The sequence below is a fragment of the Cohnella suwonensis genome (assembly GCF_042655365.1).
GTDB classification, from domain to species: Bacteria; Bacillota; Bacilli; order Paenibacillales; family Paenibacillaceae; genus Cohnella; species Cohnella suwonensis.
The window spans coordinates 46,857-64,641 of record NZ_JBHSMH010000067.1 but is presented as its reverse complement, the minus strand read 5'-3'; the positions used below and the strand labels follow the sequence as shown (position 1 = coordinate 64,641).

Here is a 17,785-nt window from a genome sequence, read left to right as displayed (position 1 = left end):
ATCAAACCGTCGCCCTGCGAAGAAGCGCGTAGGAAGCGGCGCCGTAAACGAAGGTGATCGCTAAGAGCGTTCCCGTCAACTGCAGCAACGTCCCTCCGTCAAGCCAATCGCCCAGCATCTGCCACCCCTCGTAATAAGAGAGCAAATAGAACGTCGCGGTCAGCGCCAAACCGATCAAAGCGAAGAAGAGAAACAAGCCGTTGCGGCCGAACTTGCGATGTATGCTCGAGATGACGAAGCCAGCGAAAAATAGATTAGTCATCGCGCCGAAGAAGAACAAGGCCGTCATCGGCGTAGAACCGTCGCTGAAATAAGGCAAGCTGAAGAAATGCAGATGAACTCCCCAGCCGTCCGACTGCCGCTCGATCCATGCCAGCACGGCGAGCGCGACGGAGCTGCACGCGCCCACGATCGAGATCGTCGCCGCCGTGCCGGCGAAATAATCTTTGCGCCTCGCGCCGAACCCGATGATGAACGGAAAGGTCTGGCTCAAGCTGATGATGCCTAACACGAACGTGTAAATGAAAATCGAAGCGAGTCCTCCCGTGGTCATCTCGTCCCCGATCGAGCCGGCGAGCAGCAAGTTAATAGAGAAGCTGCTGAAAAGAATGACCCACGGCAAAGCGACCCACGACCATTTATCCGTTAAATACGTCTTCACGATTCCGAACGGCTTGCTCATATCGCCGTCCCCCTTCCCCGATCGGCTTTGGCTTGCGTCAGCTGAACGATCATCTGCTGCAACGATACCGGCGTAATTTCAAGGCCGAGCTCCGCCGCCTTCCGGCGATCGCGCTCTCCGAGTTCTCCCATGACGGTCGCCGTCCCGAGACCGCCGAACGGTTCCCGATGGATCACTTCCCTGCCCTCGACGAACGAATCCAGCTTCTGAAGGCTACCGGCGATCGCGGACGCCCTTCCCCTGAGCGCGTCGGCTTCTTCGTCGAGCAGAACTCGGCCTCTGTCCACGACGATGACGTGTTCCAGCAATTGGCTGACTTCGTCGATCAGGTGGGTCGAAAGAACGATCGTTCGCGGATGCTCCGCGTAATCCTCCAACAGCCGATTATAGAACAGGCTGCGCGCCACCGCATCCAGCCCCAAGTAAGGCTCGTCGAAGAACGTAAGGGGAGCGCGGCTGGCGAGCCCGACAATGATGCCGACCGACGACAACATGCCCCGAGACAGTTTCTTTACTTTGCGCTTGAGCGGCAGACGGAACTCCTCCGCGAGCCGGCCGGCGAATGCAGCGTCCCAGTTCGGAAAGAACAGCTTCGATACGTTGAGGACGTCGACGACGCGGAAAGTATCGGGATACTTCTGGCTCTCTTTAATGAAGCAAATCCGGTTGAGCACGTTGGCATTCTCGTATGGCTCTTGGCCGAACACCCGGACTTTGCCTGCCGTCGGGAACAGCTGGGCCGTAATCATATGCATGATCGTCGTTTTGCCCGCGCCGTTCCGACCGAGCAGCCCGTAGATTTTACCTTCTTCCAGCTTCAAGCTGACGCCGTCCACCGCCTTCGTTTTTCCGTATGCCTTCGTCAACCCTTCCAGCTCCACGATCGCGTTCATCGGCCCGTCTCCTTCCTTCTGATCATTTCGGTCAATTGCTCCGCGGATATGCCGAGCTTCTCCGCCTCCCGCACCATCGCGAAGACGTATTGCTCGTAAAACCTTTCTTTGCGGTTCTCCAGGATCTTCTCCCGGACGCCGGAGGACACGAACATGCCGATCCCTCTTTTCTTGTACAGGATTTGTTGATCGACGAGAAGATTGACGCCCTTCAGCACGGTCGCCGGATTGATCTGGTAGAATGCGGCGAACTGATTCGTCGAAGGCACTTGCGATTCCTCCGGCAACCTGCCTTCAAGGATGTCGTTCTCGATCCGTTCCGCGATTTGTTGGAAAATGGGGCGGCTATCGTCCATCGTAAAGCTCATCTTCTCACCACCACGTTAGTCGGTTAGTTACTCATGTAACTAACTATATAACCAACCTATTCGTTCGTCAAGCGGCGCATGCAAAAATAGGCTGCCGAATAGCCTTCGGCAGCCCGTCGTATATTCATGCTTCATTAGATCTTCATCAGATCTTCATCGCGTTTCCATCATAATCGACAAACCCGAAGCCCTCATCCGGCAACCCCTCGCCAACGCTTCCTCGGCCATCGCGCGCCCGAGTCCTCTGTTCTCTCCCGTAATGAGCACGTTCAAGCGAAACGCCCTCTCCTTTATTCGTTAACGGCGATCGTTCTCGAGCAATTCCACGAACCCGACATAAAAGCCGGCGCCCCTAAGGGAACCGGCCTGCGTTATCGTTCGCGACGATCGATTAATTAATCGTTCTGTGCTCTTCGATGTACTGATCTTCGATCAAGTGATTCAATTTCTTCTTGGCGGACACTTCGACGTTGTGGTTGTTGTGGAACTTGATTCCAGCCAACGCCATCGCTTCCTTCAACGTCAGTTCCACCTTGATCGTATCGTCCCCTTGGGGAATGCGTACGTTCGCGTTCATTCCATTCATCTCTCCAATCCGTTAATATTGTACGGTTGCACCTAGCCTGCCCGACTGTTCGACGAGGTATAAATTAGGCTGCGAAAAGGATCGATGTAAGGTTAGTTTGTTGATTTGGCGCACTTTTAATATAACACTTCATGTTAGGTATAGCAAGAGGAAACGCCTTCCGTTGCGGCCCATTTTCCATGTCCGTTTCGTATCGGTACGGCGCCGACCGATCTGCCGCGGCGATGGGAACGGCATTTCCTCGCAATTTCGCGCGTTTTTCGCTACAATTATACCGACTTCGGTAAAGGACGGATGCAACAATGGAAACGATGGCTACGGACGGAAGATCCGCATTGTTGTGGGCGGACAAACGATTCCACACTTGGAATCACGAGATGCGGGAGACGTTCGGCAATAAAGTATTCAAGGTCATGCTCGACGCCGGCTTCACGTGCCCGAACCGCGACGGCTCGATCGCCGCGGGAGGCTGCACGTTCTGCAGCACGAGAGGCTCCGGCGACTTCGCGGGCAGCAGAAGGGACGATCTCGTCTCGCAATTCAACCATATCCGCGACCGGCAGCATCTCAAGTGGCCGGAAGCGAAATATATCGGATATTTCCAAGCTTATACGAACACTTACGCGCCCGTAGAGACGCTTCGCGAGTACTACGAAACGATTCTCGAGCAGCCCGGCGTCGTCGGCTTATCGATCGCGACCCGTCCGGATTGCTTGCCCGACGACGTCGTCGACTATTTGGCCGAACTGAACGATCGGACGTACTTATGGATCGAGATGGGCCTCCAGACGATTCACGAATCGACGTCCGAGCTCATCAACCGGGCCCACGACACCGCCTGCTTCGTCGACGCGGTCGAAAGGCTTCGCGCGCGCGGCATCCGAGTCTGCGCCCATATCATTCACGGCCTTCCCGGCGAGACTCGGGAAATGATGCTCGAAACGGTGCAGGCGGTGGCGAACATGGACGTGCAAGGCATCAAGATCCACTTGCTGCACCTTATGCGCAAGACGCCGATGGTGCGCCAGTGGCGGGACGGCCTGCTGCGGTTCCTCGACCAAGACGAATACGTGTCCCTCGTCGTCGATTCCCTCGAGATGCTGCCTCCGGACATGATCGTCCACCGGCTGACGGGAGACGCGCCGCGCGACTTGCTCATCGGTCCGATGTGGAGCTTGCGCAAATGGGAAGTGTTGAACGCCATCGACGCGGAGCTCGTTCGCAGAAACAGCTGGCAAGGCAAAGCCTGGAGGGGCGCTTAAGATGGGCTTTCTATCCGTCTTGACGCAAGCCCAGCGATGGATCGCGGAACGCGTCCGCCCCGGGGACGCCGTAGTCGACGCGACCGCCGGCAACGGCTCGGATACGCTTTTCCTTGCCCGGACCGTAGGACCCGGCGGCCGCGTGTACGCGTTCGACGTGCAGGAACGGGCGCTGGCCAGCACTCTAGCGAGGCTGGAAGCGTCCGCTCTGGACGAGGGCGCTAAGCTGCCCGCCGTTGACCTCGTCCACGCGGGGCACGAGCGGATGGTCGAGTTATTGCCTCCGGCGCTTCACGGCCGGCTCGCCTCGGTCATGTTTAACCTCGGCTACTTGCCGGGCGCGGAATCTCCGGTCATCACGCAGCCGGGAAGCACGCTCGCGGCGCTTAACGCCGCGCTCGGCTTGCTTCGGCCGGAAGGCATCGTCACCGTCGTCGTCTACCCCGGCCACGAAGGCGGACGCGAGGAATCGGACGCCGTGCTCGCATGGGCGGCAGCCGTTCCGCAGACGGTCGCGCAAGCGGCTCTGTACCGTTTTCCGCAAAAAGACGCTTCTCCTTATTTGATCGCACTCATTAAGAAATAGGAGGTTTATCCATGGCAATCCGCAAAATCGAGCACGTCGGCGTCATCGTTCGATCCTTGGAAACTTCGATTCCCTTCTACGAGAATGTAATCGGCTTGAAGCATCTGGAGACGCTGACGCACACGAACGGCGTCATCCGCCTCGCGTTCCTCGCTTTCCCCGGCGCTTCGGAGACGGAAGTCGAGCTGATCGAAGGCTATACGGGGGAAGTGGGACGCGAAGGACGCGTCCATCACCTCGCGTTCACCGTCGACGACATCGAGAAAGAATACGCGCGCGCGCAAGGATTGGCGCTTGCCGGACTCGACGGAGAGATCACGACGCTTCCGAACGGAAGCCGTTATTTCTTCTTCGAAGGTCCGGACGGCGAATCGATCGAATTTTTCCAAACGACCAGAGGGGGCAACCGATAAGATGAGCACGAACACGGCAATCCAACCTTATCCGCTTCATTTCAAACCCGAATTCAAAGAGAGAGTATGGGGCGGCCGCGCCCTCGAGAAATTCGGCTTCGACGTTCCTGCGGGCGCGATCGGCGAAGGCTGGATGATCGCCGATCACCCGAACGGCGTCTCCCACGTCACGAACGGCGCGTTCGCGGGCAAAGGGCTGGACGACATTCGCGAGCTCGTCGGCGCGGAATGGTTCGGTTCGAAGGGCGGCGCTTCGGGCAACGGACGGTTCCCGCTTCTCATTAAGCTGCTCGATTGCAACGACGACCTGTCGATCCAGGTCCATCCGAACGACCATTACGATCGCCTGCCGAAGGGCGAGCTGGGCAAAACGGAGATGTGGTACGTGCTGGACGCCAAGCCGGACGCCAAAATCATCTACGGCCTGAAGCCGGGCGTCGACCGCGCTTCGATGGCCGAGGCGATCGAGCAAGGACGGATCATGGATACGCTGCAGGAAGTATCGGTGAAAGCCGGAGATACGTTCTACATACCGGCCGGTACGGTTCACGCGTTATGCGCGGGCGTCCTCGTCGCGGAAATCCAGCAAAACTCTGACACGACGTACCGTCTTTACGACTACGACCGCCCGGGTCTGGACGGCAAGCCCCGCGAGCTGCACGTCGAGGATTCGCTCAACGTCACGGCGTACGAAGGCTCCGGCGCGGCGCGCATGGACACGAACGGCACGAAGCCGGGCGAATGGCTGACGCTCGCGGAATCCCCGTATTTCAAAACGGACAAAGGCATCGTGAACGGCCCTTGGTCGCAGTCGACGTCCGCGAACAGCTTCGTGATCGTCATCGTGTGCGAAGGGTCCGGCAGTATCGGCTGGGCGAGCGGGCTCGTCGACGCGAAAGCGGGCGACTGCTTCCTTCTTCCGGCCAATCTGGGCGGCTATACGCTGGACGGCGCGATGACGGTGCTTCGCAGCCTCGTTCCTTGATTCGGCAGGATTCGCGCTTTTACCGTCGAAAGATATGAAGGTAACAGTCAGACATCGGATAACGGAAAGGGTGGATCGGCGTGCGGCAAGGATTGACTTACGTAGGCTTGGGCGCCGCCGTGTGGGCGGTTCCGACCTTGTTTTTCCTTCTGTTCGGTAAATGGGTCATGCTCGAAGTCGGCGAGCCCTACTTCGGAACATCGCTGTTCCTGCTGGAGATGCTATCGTTCCTCCTGCTCATCGGACTTTCGCTCGTCGTCAGGCTGCGCCTGATTCCGGAACGCGGGGCCGCGACCCGCTTCGGCTTCGCGGCGACGGTCGTCGGCTTATTGCTGAACACGTTCGCCCAGTGGCACCGCGACTCGGTGTTCCCGTCGTTCACGGAAGGCCAACACCACGGCTACACCGTATGGATGACGCTCGCGTACGCGCTCACGCTCGTCGTTCCCGCGATCGTCGACCGGCTCGTGAAAGCACCCGCGCCGGCGCAGCCCCCGGAACAGACGGATCCGATCGCCGGGCAAGACGAAGATTCCGGCCGGAGCGCCGAGCCGCAATCGGAGTAACGTGCGCGACTTAACCAAGGAGCGAATGCAAATGTCGAATACATCCGTGGAAGAACATCGGCTCGAGGCGCCGAAGAGCGTCTCTTGCGCGGTCATAACCGTGTCGGATACGCGCACGCCGGACACCGACAAGAGCGGGCAGTTAATCATAGAGCTGCTGGAAGCGAACGGCCATTCGGTCGCGAGGTATGCGATCGTGAAGGACGAGTACGACGGCATATCGGAGCTGCTGGATCAAGCGGCGAACGATCCGCGAGCGGAAGTCGTGCTGCTGAACGGCGGCACCGGCATCGCCGCGCGGGACACGACCTACGAAGCGGTACGCGACCGGCTGCGAAAGGAAATGCCGGGCTTTGGCGAGTTGTTCCGCTACTTAAGCTTCGCCGAGGACATCGGGACGGCCGCCATTCTGTCCCGCGCGATCGCCGGCACGATCGGCGACCGTACCGCCGTTTTCTCGATGCCGGGCTCGACCGGGGCTGTAAGGCTTGCGATGACGCGGCTCGTCCTGCCCGAGCTCGGCCATGTCGTCCGGGAGCTGTATAAGGACAAAGTCTGAACGTCTTAGGCCAGCGGCAACTAAACAGCCTCCGAGGCTAACCGGTTAGCCTCGGAGGCTGGTCGCGATTCACGAAAGCTCGAACCGCTCGGAAATGAACGTCATCGCCCGCCGATTCTGATCCCACGTCACCGCATGGCCGGTGAACGGGTACGGAACGATCGTCTTCTCGGACTCCACCCGATTGTAAGCCGCGTAGATCGTCTCCGGCATCGTCGTCAGATCCTTCAAGCCGACCGTGACGAACAACGGGATGCGAATGCGATGCGCCAGGTTGAGATTGTCGAAGTAGCTTAACGTATTCAGCGCTTTCTCCATGCGGTCCGGGAATCGCTCGATATACTTGGCGACCTCCGATAGGGAGCTGCTCGAATTCAGTACGCCGAAATCGATCTGGCACATGTTCGGAATATGGGCGACGGCGATCGCGGGCTTGTCCGACAACGCCGCCGCGATCATTGCGAGTCCGCCGCCTTGGCTGCCGCCGGAGGCGCAGATGCGCGACGGATCGACTTCCGGCTGCTCGCTTGCCCAATCCAACGCTTTGATCGCGTCGATCGTAATCGCCTTATAGTAACAAGTATCCCGATCCAGGATCCCTTGCGTAACCCAGCCGGAGATCATCCCGTAATCCTGAGGCATCAGGTTCCCCGTCTCTCCGCTTTGGCCTCTCACGTCGACGGCGAATACGGCCATTCCCATCAGCAAGTACGCCGCGTAATCCTCCGGATAACCGCTGCTTCCCGTATAGCCATGGAATAATACCGCGCAAGGCAGCTTATCCGAAGCCTTCCGGAAGCGCGGCAACAAATACCAACCATAAATCGGAGTGTCGTCGAAGCCTTCATATTTGATCTTATAAGCTTCCATGTAGGATAAGGGCGTTTCTACAAGGGTTCTTGTTGAATTCAAAGGTTTACGGGCGAATTGGGTTAGGGTATGCTCCCAATATTGTTCCAGATCGGGTTTAGCAGTAAGAGGCGGTTTTAACCTTTCCAAATCCTCGATCCGTCTAACAATCGCATTGCTCATAAGTATATTCGGCTCCTTCTCATTCTTATTTATAAATTTCACCTTTCAAAGTGATTAAAGAATATCAGAAAGGCTGGAATAGGTATATAAAAGGATCAGCCCCGGAGACCGAGAACGGCCCTCCGGGGCTGATCCTTTATGGATTGCGCGGCGCCGAATGTTAATTCGGACTTTTTCCCGACAACCCGGGCAGAAGAGCCACGTCCGTAATGCCGCCGTATACTTCCACGTTACGGTTAACGTCCATGCGCACGCGGTCGTCCTCGAATCGGCAAAGCCAAACGTCGCAATAAGGCGTCTCCGGCAGGCGAAGCGTGATCTCGTAATCGGTCCGCGTTAACCAACGTCCGCTCGCTTCCGCCAGAACCCGAATCCCTGCCAATCGGACTTCGTTGCGTTCCCACTGCCCGTGTCCGACGATCATCGTTTGCGGTCCTGCCGAGTCATCGAACGATACCGAATCCGTCTTCTCCCCGAACGAGAAAGCCAAGGCCGAGATGCCGGAACGGTTCAGCTCGACAGCGTACCGACGGCTAAACCGATCGGGATCTTCCGGCAATAAACATCCGCGCTCGGGCGGTTCGAGAACGAGCCGGGACAGCTTCTCCGCGAGCCTTACGGCAGGCCGAGTCGAATCCCCGGACATCCCCGGCAACAAATGCGCCCAGATTCCCTCAAGCGCGAACGGCATGTTCGCGATCGCGCCCGTCATGACGACGACGGAATCCTGCTCCGGCATCACCACGCAGAACTGTCCGTAAGCCCCGTCGCCCCGATAGGCGCCATGCCGGCATCGCCAAAACTGGTATCCGTACCCTTGCGCCCAATCATTGCTAGCATCGGCCCCGGTCGGGATATGCGCGGAAGTCGCTTCCTCCACCCAGCCTTCGGGTAACAGGCGTTCGCCGTTCCAGATCCCCTGCCTTAGGAGCAACAGACCGAATTTCGCGACGTCTTCCGTCCTCATGCTAAGTCCGTACCCGCCTGCATGAATGCCGCGCGGACACGTCGCGTGGCCTTCCGCCTCGATCCCCAGCGGATCGAACAACCGGCGGCGCAAATAATCGAGAAGGTGGCAACCCGCGGCTTTGTGCAGGATGGCGGACAGCATGTAAGTGGCGCCGGTATGGTACATGAATCGGGTGCCCGGCTCGTGCTCCGGAGGCGCGTTCAGGAATGCGGCCGCCCAGTTGTCGCTCAGCAACATGGCCGATATCGTGTCCTGGGAATGGCCCGTCGACATGGTCAGCAGGTGACGCACTTTCAATCGGGCTGTTTCCCTCGGCCCCGCGGCCGCCGCTTCCTTCGGAAAGAAAGCCGCGATATCGTCCCGGGCCGTCAGCTTCCCTTCCGCGACCGCCAAGCCGATCGCGGCCGAGACGAAGCTCTTGCTTAGCGAATTCAATGAATGCGGGAGCTCCGGACGATAGGGCGACCACCATCCTTCGGCTACGACATGGCCGCGCCTCGCCAGCATGAAGCTGTGCAGCTCCTGCCCCCCTTGCTTCATCGCGTCCAAGAAGGCCAGCACGGATTCGGACGCCACGCCTTGCTCTTCCGGAGCGCTCCGGGGCAGAGACGATCCCGGCCTTCCGAATCCGCTCCTCTTCTCGCCCGATCCCTTCACGTCTTATTTGGATGCCCGCCAGGCATCCAACTGCTTCTGCTTCTCGGCGACCACCTTGTCGCTGCCCGAAGCCCGCAACTTATCTAAATATTTCGGCATGATCTCTTCCGGATCCAGCGTTCCCGTGACAAGGCCCGGGTCGAACTCCTTCGCCACGTTGGCGATCGCCGCCGATTCGTTCTTGACCTGCTCGGGGTTGAAGTTGAAGCCTAGCACCAGGGAAGTTTCGGCGGACTCGTTGAATTTCTTGAAATTGTCCCACTTCATCGGATCTTCGTTCGCCCACAGATAATCCAAAAATTGATTGCCGAACATGTAAGACGCATTCAAGTTGTAGCCAGACGTCTGGGCGGTTACGCCTTCCGGGAAGTCGATGACGTTGTCTTTGCCCGCTACCTTCACATAATGCTTGCCTTCGATGCCGAAAGCGAGCAGATTGACGAGCGTTTTGTCCGTGTAAAGCAAATTGAGGAATTGCATGACGCGTTCCGGATCTTTGGACGTGCGCGAGATCGACATCATCGAACCCGTCGTATCTCCGGTGGCGATGATCGGTTTCGTGAGCGGCACTTGGATCCATTGGAAGCCTGTCGACGTGCTGACCTCTGCGTCTTTGCCCGGTTTCAAGTAATCAAACACCGAGAACGCTTTCCCCGCTTTCAGCGCGCCACCCATATCTTGCGTCGTAGCGGCGTCCTTGTTCACGTAGCCGGCCAAAAACCATTTGCGAGCCATATCGATCCATTTGCGGTATTGCGGCGTTTCGATCGTATTCAGCACTTTATAATCGGTAGAACCGCGAATGATGCCGTCCCTGCCTGAGCCGACCGTATCGAAATCCCCTACGCTAGCCATGTTAGGCAAGTTAGAGCCCTTGTCGATGTAAAGAGGCGTCACGCCCGGCTCGCTGTCCTTGATCTTCTGGTAGATCGGCTCCAAATCTTCGAACGTCTTTATGGTCGTGACGTCGATGCCGTGCTTCTCGACCAGGTCTTTGCGAAGCAGAATCCCTCTCTGACTGGCCATCTCTTTGTTTACCGGAAGCGAATAGTTTTTACCTTCGTACTTGGAGCCCTCCAGCAGCGCCGGATTGATCGTTTGCTTCGCTTCAGGGGCGAAATTGTCGATTAAATCCGTCATGTCGATGATCGCTTTTTGCTTGATCTTGGTCGTAAAGCCGTCCCAAGCAGACGTCCACATCAAGTCGAACGACTCCGAAGAGGCGAACTTCAAGTTCATCTTCTCCTGCCAACTGGCCCATTCGATGACCGTCAGCTCGAACGACACGTTGATTTTGTCCTCCAAGTAATCGCTGATCGCTTGGTTGACCTGGTCTTGGTCCTTCGGCGCGCCCGCCCCGGGAACGAACATCGTGATTTTGTAAGGCGGAAGCTCCGGTTCCTTCGAAGCCGAAGGCGACTGCGAACTCTCCTCGCTCGCTTTACTGCCCGAAGGCGTCGCCGATTCCGCGTTATTGCCGTTTCCGTTGCCCGAGCAACCGCTCAGCGCGACGGCCCCGGCAACCATCAGTGCGATTGCGAGAGATAATGCCTTGCGCGACTTTGCCATTTGTAAATCCTCCCTAAAATGAATGGATTGCCTATGCTATCCGGCTCTCGCCGGTCTTAGCCTTTGATCGCTCCGATCGTCAAACCTTTGACGAAATATTTCTGGAAAAACGGATACGCGAGCACGATCGGCCCCATGCCGACGATGCACATGGCCATCCGGACCGTCTCGTTCGGTTGATTCGCCAGATCCGTCACGCCGGAGCCGGAACCGGACTGGGCGTTCGCGAAGAGCACCTGCAGATTGACCATCGCCTTGTACATCAGGTACTGAAGATTGATCAGCTTATCGTCGTTGATGAACACCATGCTGTTGAACCAATTGTTCCAATAACCGAGCGTATAGAAGAGTCCAATCGTCGCCATGACGGGCAAGGACAACGGAAGCACGATACGGAAAAAGATGCGCATCTCGCCGGCGCCGTCGATGTTGGCGGATTCGATCAGGGACGGATGAATCGTCGTCTGGAAAAACGTCCTCACCATGATGACAGAAAAGCCGTTGAGCAATAGGCCGGGCACGATCAAAGCGAGCATCGTGTCCTTGAGGTCGATCACGTTGGTATAAATCAAATACCAAGGCACGAGACCTCCGTTAAAGATCATCGTAATGAAGATAAAGAAGGAGAAAAAAGTCCGAAAGCTGAAGTCGCCGCGTGCGAGCGGATACGCGAACATCGCAGTCATGAGGAGGCCGACGGCGCTCCCGGCCAACGTCGTGACGATCGAAACGCCGTAGCTTCGCAAGATTTGCTCGCGGTCCGACCATAAGTAAGCATAGGCATCCAAGCTAAACTTCTCGGGCAAAAGGCTATACCCGTGCAACGCGATAACGCGTTCGTCCGAGAAGGAAACCGCTAATACGAGCAGGATCGGAAGCAGGCATAACAAGCTGTAACCTACGAATAGCAAGTTGATCGCAAAATGGGCCGCCGGATTAACGTCGTTCGGATGACGGTATTTCCGCTTCTTAAGCGGAAGGACGGCCGCTTGCGGCACGTCGGTCGAAATGGAAGTCATGGCTCGTTCTCCTATCCTTGGGCGTCTTAGAAGAGCGCGTGTTCTTTATTGATTTTACGGACGAGCCAATTGGCGCCCAGCACCACGAGGAAGCCGACGAAAGCCTGATACAGCCCTGCCGCGGAGGACATCCCGATGTTGCCCATGTGAAGCAACGCCCGGTAGACGTAAGTGTCGATGACGTTCGTCGTCGAATATAACGCTCCGGCATCGAGAGGCACCTGGTAGAAAAGACCGAAATCGGCGTTCAGAATATGCCCGACGGAGAGCAGCGTCAGAATGATCATCATCGGCTTGATCTGCGGAAGCGTGATATGGACGATCTGCTTCCATTTGGACGCTCCGTCGATCAAGGCCGCTTCGTAAAGCTCGCCGTCTATGGCGATGATCGCCGCAAGGTAGATGATGCTTACATAACCGAGAGTTTTCCACAGGTGAACGATCGGCAAAATGTAAGGCCACCATTCCGGTTCGCTGTACCAGGCCACTTGCCGGAATCCGAGCGGCTCCAGGATGGATTTGTTAATGAAGCCGTACTCTTGGCTGAGCAGGGAGAAGCCCAAGTAGCCGACGACGACCGCCGAGAGAAAGTAAGGCAGGAACATGACGCTTTGGAAAAAGCGGGCGAGCAAACGGATGCGGATCTCGTTAAGCAAAATGGCGGTCGAAACGCCGAATACGAGATTCGACGCGATGAAAACCAGGTTGTACAAGATCGTGTTGCGCGTAATGACCCACGCGTCCGTCGTCCGGAACAAAAACTCGAAATTATCGAAGCCCGCCCACGGACTGCCCAGGATGCCGTCCGCGTAGTTCATGTTCTTGAAAGCGACGATCGTTCCGAACATCGGCAAATAGTTGTTGATAAGAAGATAAAGCGCTCCGGGAAGGAGCATGAGCAGCAGATAACGTTCTTTCGACACTCTTCTTAGGAAGGAGCGCCTCTTGATTCGCGTCGTGTTGACTTTTTCCACCTCGTCTCTGTGATAGGACCTATGTCACTAATTGTAAGATCGCCGGCCTCTTGCAACAATGAAGGGGATTGACAGTTTTAACGGTTTTGTCACCATCTGGACGGGAATAAAAAAAACACCGAGTCGTCTCGGTGCCGGAAGATTTCCTCAGGATTTGTCGGCCATGAGCGTCTGGTATCTTTTGCGGTATTCGAGAGGGCTCAGTCCGACGATTTTCTTGAACGTCTTGCTGAAATGCGAAAAATTCTCGTAGCCGAGCGAGTCGCATATTTCAAGCACGCTGGACCTGGACTCCGTCAGCATGACCTTCGCCCGGCGGATCTTGGCGTCGATAATATAGTGAACGAGCGAATGGCCCGTTTCTTTTTTGAACAGACGGGACAAATAGGTAGCGTTCAAATACACATTCGCCGCGATTTCCTCTCTCGTTACGTCTTTCAGTCGCGTCTGAATGTAAGCTTTGATTTGATCGATCAGACGGGCGTTCGTCCCGTCGTCCTGTTCCAGGTTCCAAAGGCCCGACAGTAGCGTCCGTTCCGCCCAAGCCTTCAACTGGGCGATCGTGCGGGGCGGTTCTTCGCCCGGTCTTCGCCCGCCGATCCACGAACGAACCGACCAGCCCTTCTTATGCGCGACGTGATAGACGACGTGAAGCAAGGAATGATAGACCGCTTCCACCGCTTCCGCGTCTCCGTCCCGGCTTCTAAGTTCCTCCAGCAGCGTATCGAGCCTCTGCATGAGCGAATCGCTTTTTCCGGCTTCGAGCAGCGTCATCCAGTTGTCCCACGCGAGCGGGACGACGAACTGCCGGGTCGCCGGCCGGACCGGCTCTCCCTTTCTTTCGGAATAGACGATTCCCTCGCCCGAGATATGACGGCGCTCCGCATCGAGCAGGATCCCGTAAGCGTCCGCGATTCCCGCGACCGGAACCGGCGAACCGACGAAACTGGACACGGTGCAATAAAAGTGCTCCGCGCACGCCGACACGAACCGCCCGCACCGCTCCTCCATGCCCTGTTGATAAGCCGTCGGCTCATCCGCTCCGACGGAAAGCAAGACAAGGTTCGATCCGGCGGCATCCTGCACCGCGCGGCCCGGACGCCCTTGCAGCAAAAGCTCTTCCGCCGCGTTCCGAATCGCGTATTCCATTAGTTCCTCTTCGTGAAAAGTGAACTCCTTATGCCAATATTCGACGCTGATCAATACGACGGCCATGAGCGAAGACGGCTCCGGCGCGTCTTCTCCGAGCGCCCGCCTCAGGTTCGCCTCCGAAGGCACGGTGCGCATGGCCAGCACGTCCTGCCAGAACCGCTCCGCGATGATCGATTTTTGACCGTCCCACAAAGAACGCTCCCTTTCCTTGCGAAGCTTGTCTTTCGCGCGTTGCACGACTTCCAGCAGTAGATCGTGCTTGACCGGCTTCAGCAAATAATCGTACCCGCCCAGCCGCAAAGCCTGCTGCGCGAACGCGAAGTTGGCGTGCCCGGTCAAAAATACCGTCACGGCGTTCGGCTTGTTCCCGTTGATCCATTCCTGAAGCTCCAATCCGTTCATCTCCGGCATCTCGATATCGCACAAGACGATATCGACGGGATGCTCGCGCAGAATCTCCATCGCTTCTTCGGCGTCATAAGCCGCATGAACGCGGTCGATGCCCGCGCCGGCCCAGTCGATGCCTTTCAATATCGCTTTGACCGCGAATGGTTCGTCGTCAACCACAAGCAGACTCGTCAACGGATTTCCCTCCCTCCAAGCGATCGTTCGCGCGAAAGACGAGATGAACCTCGGCTCCCGAGCCTTCCTTGCCCCCGAACGCGATGCGGAAATCGTCGCCGTAGACCAACCGCATTCTTCGGTTCACGTTCCAGATGCCCAGATGGCGCAATCCGTCGCCCTGCGCGTACTCCCCGCTCTGCAAGCGGGACAACTGCTCCCCGGCGAAGCCTTTGCCGTTGTCCGTCACCCGGATTTCCGCCCATTCCGGCGAACTCGCCGACCAGCGGGCTTCCACGCGTACCTCGAAGGGCGCGTTCCCTCTTTTCATCCCGTGAATGACCGCGTTCTCCACGAACGGTTGGATGCTTAACGGCAAGATCGGCAAGCCTCCCATGGTTTCAGGAACGACGATTTCATAAGAGAGCTTGCCGTCGAACCGTAATTTTTGGATTTCCAGATAGTTGCGAATATGGGCCGTCTCCTCCGACAGCTGTATCGTATCCTGATGCGCCCTCATGATGAACCGGAAGTAGTCGGCCAGATGTTCCGTCATTTTGCAGACCAACTCGTTTTCCTCCAGCTTCGATAAGCTGTAGACGACGTTAAGAGAGTTCAAAAAAAAATGGGGCTGGATTTGGGCTTGCAAATGCTTGAACTCGGCCTGTTGGTTTTTCAGCGCCTCTTCGTACACGTCCACTTTCAGATGGCGGATTTGGGTGACCATGCGATTGAACGTATTCGTGAGGAATTCTAACTCCCGGCTGGATCCGCTCGCCGGCAGCTCGAAATCGACGTCGCCGCGGATAATCCGCCGCATCCCGATGACCAAGCCGTTCATCGGCCGCTGAAGCACCCGCTTCAAGAACAGGAAATAAGCCGCGAAGACGAGAAAACCCGCCGCCGGAATCAAGTAACCCGCTTTTTGGATATAAGGCAGCTTTTGCAGCAGCTCCCGCTCCGGGAATATGACGGCAAGCCGGAAGTTCCGCTCCATAAAAGGATAACTAATCAGCAAATAATGGGTATCGCCAAGCTGGAACGAGGTCGATTTCCTTCCCTCCGGAAAGCCGCCGAGCGCCATCCGCAGTTCTTCCGACCGTTCCGCGGTCCCTTGATCGCGGCTAAGGATCCTGCCATCCTCGTAAACGAGAAAAGCGCTGCCGCTCTTGCCGAAACGAATATCCTTCAGCGGCGCGAGCATCTCGTCCACGTTGACGAACGCGCCTACCATCAGGTTCTCGTTAAAGGCGAAGACAATCAGCAGATAACTGTCGTCTCCCCGTTCGACGGAATGCCACTTGCCGCTGTCTTCCGGACGAAACGCGGCGAACTTCTCCCGCCAAATCGCGGCGGCCGCTTCCGTCGTCCGGTAGCTGCGGGAAGTGACGTTTATCTCGTCTCCGCGCCTCGAATAGGTAAAGAAGGTCTCTACGTTGCGGTAAATGGACATATTATCCCGAAACGACTTGTCCAGCCGCTGTTTCGCGAAAAAATAATCGCTCGAGGAGGACGGAGCGTTCGCCAGCGTGAACATGTCCGGACTGGTGGAATCCGACGAAATCAAGCGCAGCAGATAGTCTCTGGACTCCTGCAAGGCGTTCTCCATCTGCTTGCCTTGCGATAAGAGCAAATAATAATTCGATTCCGACACCTCTTCGCGGACGACCTTGATGCCGTAGTAATTGTTGTACAGCAACAGTCCGATCAGCATGGTCGTCACCGCGACGAAACCGACGAGCACTTTGAACGTCAGACTTAGACGGCGATTCATTCTCGGTCACCCGCTTTGCTTCCAGCTGGAAATAGTTCCTATATCATAGCATTCGAAGCAGATCCGTGTAACCGTTTTCTCCATTTACGTGCCGTCGACCCGATCGAACGTTTTTCGTACGATCTCGATTTCCGCTTCGTTCGTCAACCGATCGACCAGCCGCTCGTATTGATTCCGGCTCCATTCGGACCGGATCCCGTCCTTCACCTCCGCCAGAGGGTAGTAACCTTGCGGCTCGATCCCGGTGCAGATGAGCACGCGGTAGGCGCCGTTCTCTTCGAACGCTTCGCTGATTTCGCCCGTCTTCAAGGGCAAGCCGGCGCCGATCAGCTTCTGCCATCGCATGCCTTCCTCCCTCATGAAACGTTCGTTCAGCACCATCGTTTCGGTATCGAACGTTACTTCATCCCGGGAGACCAGCTTTTGACGGACCGCTTCCCAATCTTCTCCCGCCTTGAGCGCCTCCCGAACGCGTTCGGCCCATTCGGCCGCCGCTTCCCGGGTCATGCCTCCCTCCGCGAACGGAAAGATTAACTGGCGCAACGCGACCTCGGGCGTTCGCTTGAACCGAGACTCCTTGTTCTCTTCGTAATAGGCGGCGATCCGTTCGTCGGAAGCATCCGATGCCGGATAGAGCTTCTCTTGCAACGAGGCGGTCAGTTCGCCCTGCTTCATGTCGTAATACGAGACTTCGTCGTATCGAAGGGGACCGAAGATGACTTCTCCCTTTTCGACGGCTTTTTCGCGCCGTTGGTTTTCTTTTTCCAGGTCTTTCAGGAATACAGCGTAAGTCGAATCCGCCAGCAGTCCTTCCCGTTTCGCAAGCTGTTGCTGGACTTTGATGCGGACCAGTTCCTCCAATGCAACCCGATGCAGACGTTCAAGAGGCGTTTCTTCACCGATCTTCGTCCGCCAGAACTTCGTCGGGTCGGTCTGGGACGAAAGCGGCTGAAGCTCCGCGTAGACCGCGGCTCGGTGTCGAAGCACGGCTTGGCGCCATTCTTCCGTCTCAACGGGTTCACCGTTGACTTGCAGGGCGACGCCGCCCAATGCCGGCTTCCCGTTCGCGAAAGCGGCCATCGTCAAGAAAGCGGCCGCGATCAGCAAGACGGCGGCGACGAGCGCGAATCCGTAGACGCGATAACGGTTTTTAGCCCTTGCCATTCTCTATCCCTCC

The 17,785-nt window shown here is 57.1% G+C and carries 18 protein-coding genes; 6 read left to right on the top strand and 12 right to left on the bottom strand.

Going from position 1 to position 17,785, the window contains the following annotated elements:
• Position 1: 1 nt before the first annotated feature.
• The 4 genes from ACFPPD_RS17955 to ACFPPD_RS17940 form a co-directional block, all read right to left on the bottom strand.
• Positions 2-682 (bottom strand): hypothetical protein, encoded by a 681-nt coding sequence (locus tag ACFPPD_RS17955; protein ID WP_209748992.1) that lies wholly within the window; start codon positions 680-682, stop codon positions 2-4.
• Positions 679-1,575: an ABC transporter ATP-binding protein gene (locus ACFPPD_RS17950; protein ID WP_209748993.1), complete on the bottom strand. Its 897-nt coding sequence runs from the start codon at positions 1,573-1,575 to the stop codon at positions 679-681. The genes ACFPPD_RS17955 and ACFPPD_RS17950 overlap by 4 nt, the downstream gene beginning before the upstream one ends.
• Entirely contained in the window at positions 1,572-1,943 is a 372-nt protein-coding gene (locus ACFPPD_RS17945) for a GntR family transcriptional regulator (protein WP_209748994.1), read from the bottom strand. The genes ACFPPD_RS17950 and ACFPPD_RS17945 overlap by 4 nt, the downstream gene beginning before the upstream one ends.
• Before the next feature lie 391 nt (positions 1,944-2,334).
• Positions 2,335-2,520, bottom strand: coding sequence for a hypothetical protein (locus tag ACFPPD_RS17940; protein WP_209748995.1), 186 nt, complete (start codon positions 2,518-2,520; stop codon positions 2,335-2,337).
• A gap of 320 nt (positions 2,521-2,840) precedes the next feature.
• On the opposite strand from ACFPPD_RS17940, the gene mnmL reads away from it, so the two are divergent.
• The 6 genes from mnmL (at position 2,841) to ACFPPD_RS17910 (ending at position 6,900) form a co-directional block, all read left to right on the top strand.
• Positions 2,841-3,791, top strand: coding sequence for a tRNA modification radical SAM protein MnmL/YtqA (gene mnmL / locus ACFPPD_RS17935; RefSeq protein WP_378082767.1), 951 nt, complete (start codon positions 2,841-2,843; stop codon positions 3,789-3,791).
• Between the two features lies 1 nt (position 3,792).
• A complete protein-coding gene (gene mnmM, locus ACFPPD_RS17930) occupies positions 3,793-4,377 on the top strand; it encodes a tRNA 5-(aminomethyl)-2-thiouridylate-methyltransferase MnmM (protein WP_209748997.1) in 585 nt (194 codons plus the stop codon).
• 11 nt (positions 4,378-4,388) lie between these two features.
• On the top strand, positions 4,389-4,790 hold the full coding sequence (locus ACFPPD_RS17925) for a VOC family protein (protein ID WP_209748998.1): 402 nt from the start codon (positions 4,389-4,391) through the stop codon (positions 4,788-4,790).
• Position 4,791: 1 nt separating this feature from the next.
• A complete protein-coding gene (locus ACFPPD_RS17920; protein ID WP_209748999.1) occupies positions 4,792-5,775 on the top strand; it encodes a type I phosphomannose isomerase catalytic subunit in 984 nt (327 codons plus the stop codon).
• Positions 5,776-5,855: 80 nt separating this feature from the next.
• Complete coding sequence (locus ACFPPD_RS17915) at positions 5,856-6,341, top strand: hypothetical protein (RefSeq protein ID WP_209749000.1); 486 nt, start codon at positions 5,856-5,858, stop codon at positions 6,339-6,341.
• A gap of 31 nt (positions 6,342-6,372) precedes the next feature.
• Positions 6,373-6,900, top strand: a complete 528-nt coding sequence (locus ACFPPD_RS17910) for a MogA/MoaB family molybdenum cofactor biosynthesis protein (RefSeq protein ID WP_209749001.1) — start codon at positions 6,373-6,375, stop codon at positions 6,898-6,900.
• Between the two features lie 69 nt (positions 6,901-6,969).
• Here the strand turns inward: ACFPPD_RS17910 and ACFPPD_RS17905 are convergent, their stop codons facing one another.
• From ACFPPD_RS17905 to ACFPPD_RS17870, 8 genes are all read right to left on the bottom strand, one after another.
• Positions 6,970-7,932 (bottom strand): acetylxylan esterase, encoded by a 963-nt coding sequence (locus ACFPPD_RS17905; protein WP_209749002.1) that lies wholly within the window; start codon positions 7,930-7,932, stop codon positions 6,970-6,972.
• A gap of 160 nt (positions 7,933-8,092) precedes the next feature.
• Positions 8,093-9,478: a serine hydrolase domain-containing protein gene (locus ACFPPD_RS17900; protein WP_378082739.1), complete on the bottom strand. Its 1,386-nt coding sequence runs from the start codon at positions 9,476-9,478 to the stop codon at positions 8,093-8,095.
• 84 nt (positions 9,479-9,562) lie between these two features.
• Positions 9,563-11,128: an ABC transporter substrate-binding protein gene (locus ACFPPD_RS17895; protein WP_209749003.1), complete on the bottom strand. Its 1,566-nt coding sequence runs from the start codon at positions 11,126-11,128 to the stop codon at positions 9,563-9,565.
• A gap of 56 nt (positions 11,129-11,184) precedes the next feature.
• The gene (locus tag ACFPPD_RS17890) at positions 11,185-12,147 is read right to left on the bottom strand and encodes a carbohydrate ABC transporter permease (RefSeq protein ID WP_209749004.1); all 963 of its coding nucleotides are present in this window, start codon (positions 12,145-12,147) and stop codon (positions 11,185-11,187) included.
• A gap of 26 nt (positions 12,148-12,173) precedes the next feature.
• The gene (locus ACFPPD_RS17885; protein ID WP_209749039.1) at positions 12,174-13,043 is read right to left on the bottom strand and encodes an ABC transporter permease; all 870 of its coding nucleotides are present in this window, start codon (positions 13,041-13,043) and stop codon (positions 12,174-12,176) included.
• 225 nt (positions 13,044-13,268) lie between these two features.
• Positions 13,269-14,855, bottom strand: coding sequence for a response regulator transcription factor (locus ACFPPD_RS17880; RefSeq protein ID WP_209749005.1), 1,587 nt, complete (start codon positions 14,853-14,855; stop codon positions 13,269-13,271).
• Positions 14,833-16,608 carry a cache domain-containing sensor histidine kinase gene (locus ACFPPD_RS17875; protein WP_209749006.1) on the bottom strand — a complete coding sequence of 592 codons (1,776 nt, stop codon included), beginning with the start codon at positions 16,606-16,608 and terminating at the stop codon, positions 14,833-14,835. The genes ACFPPD_RS17880 and ACFPPD_RS17875 overlap by 23 nt, the downstream gene beginning before the upstream one ends.
• 84 nt (positions 16,609-16,692) lie before the next feature.
• Complete coding sequence (locus tag ACFPPD_RS17870) at positions 16,693-17,772, bottom strand: peptidylprolyl isomerase (protein WP_209749007.1); 1,080 nt, start codon at positions 17,770-17,772, stop codon at positions 16,693-16,695.
• Positions 17,773-17,785: the final 13 nt, after the last annotated feature.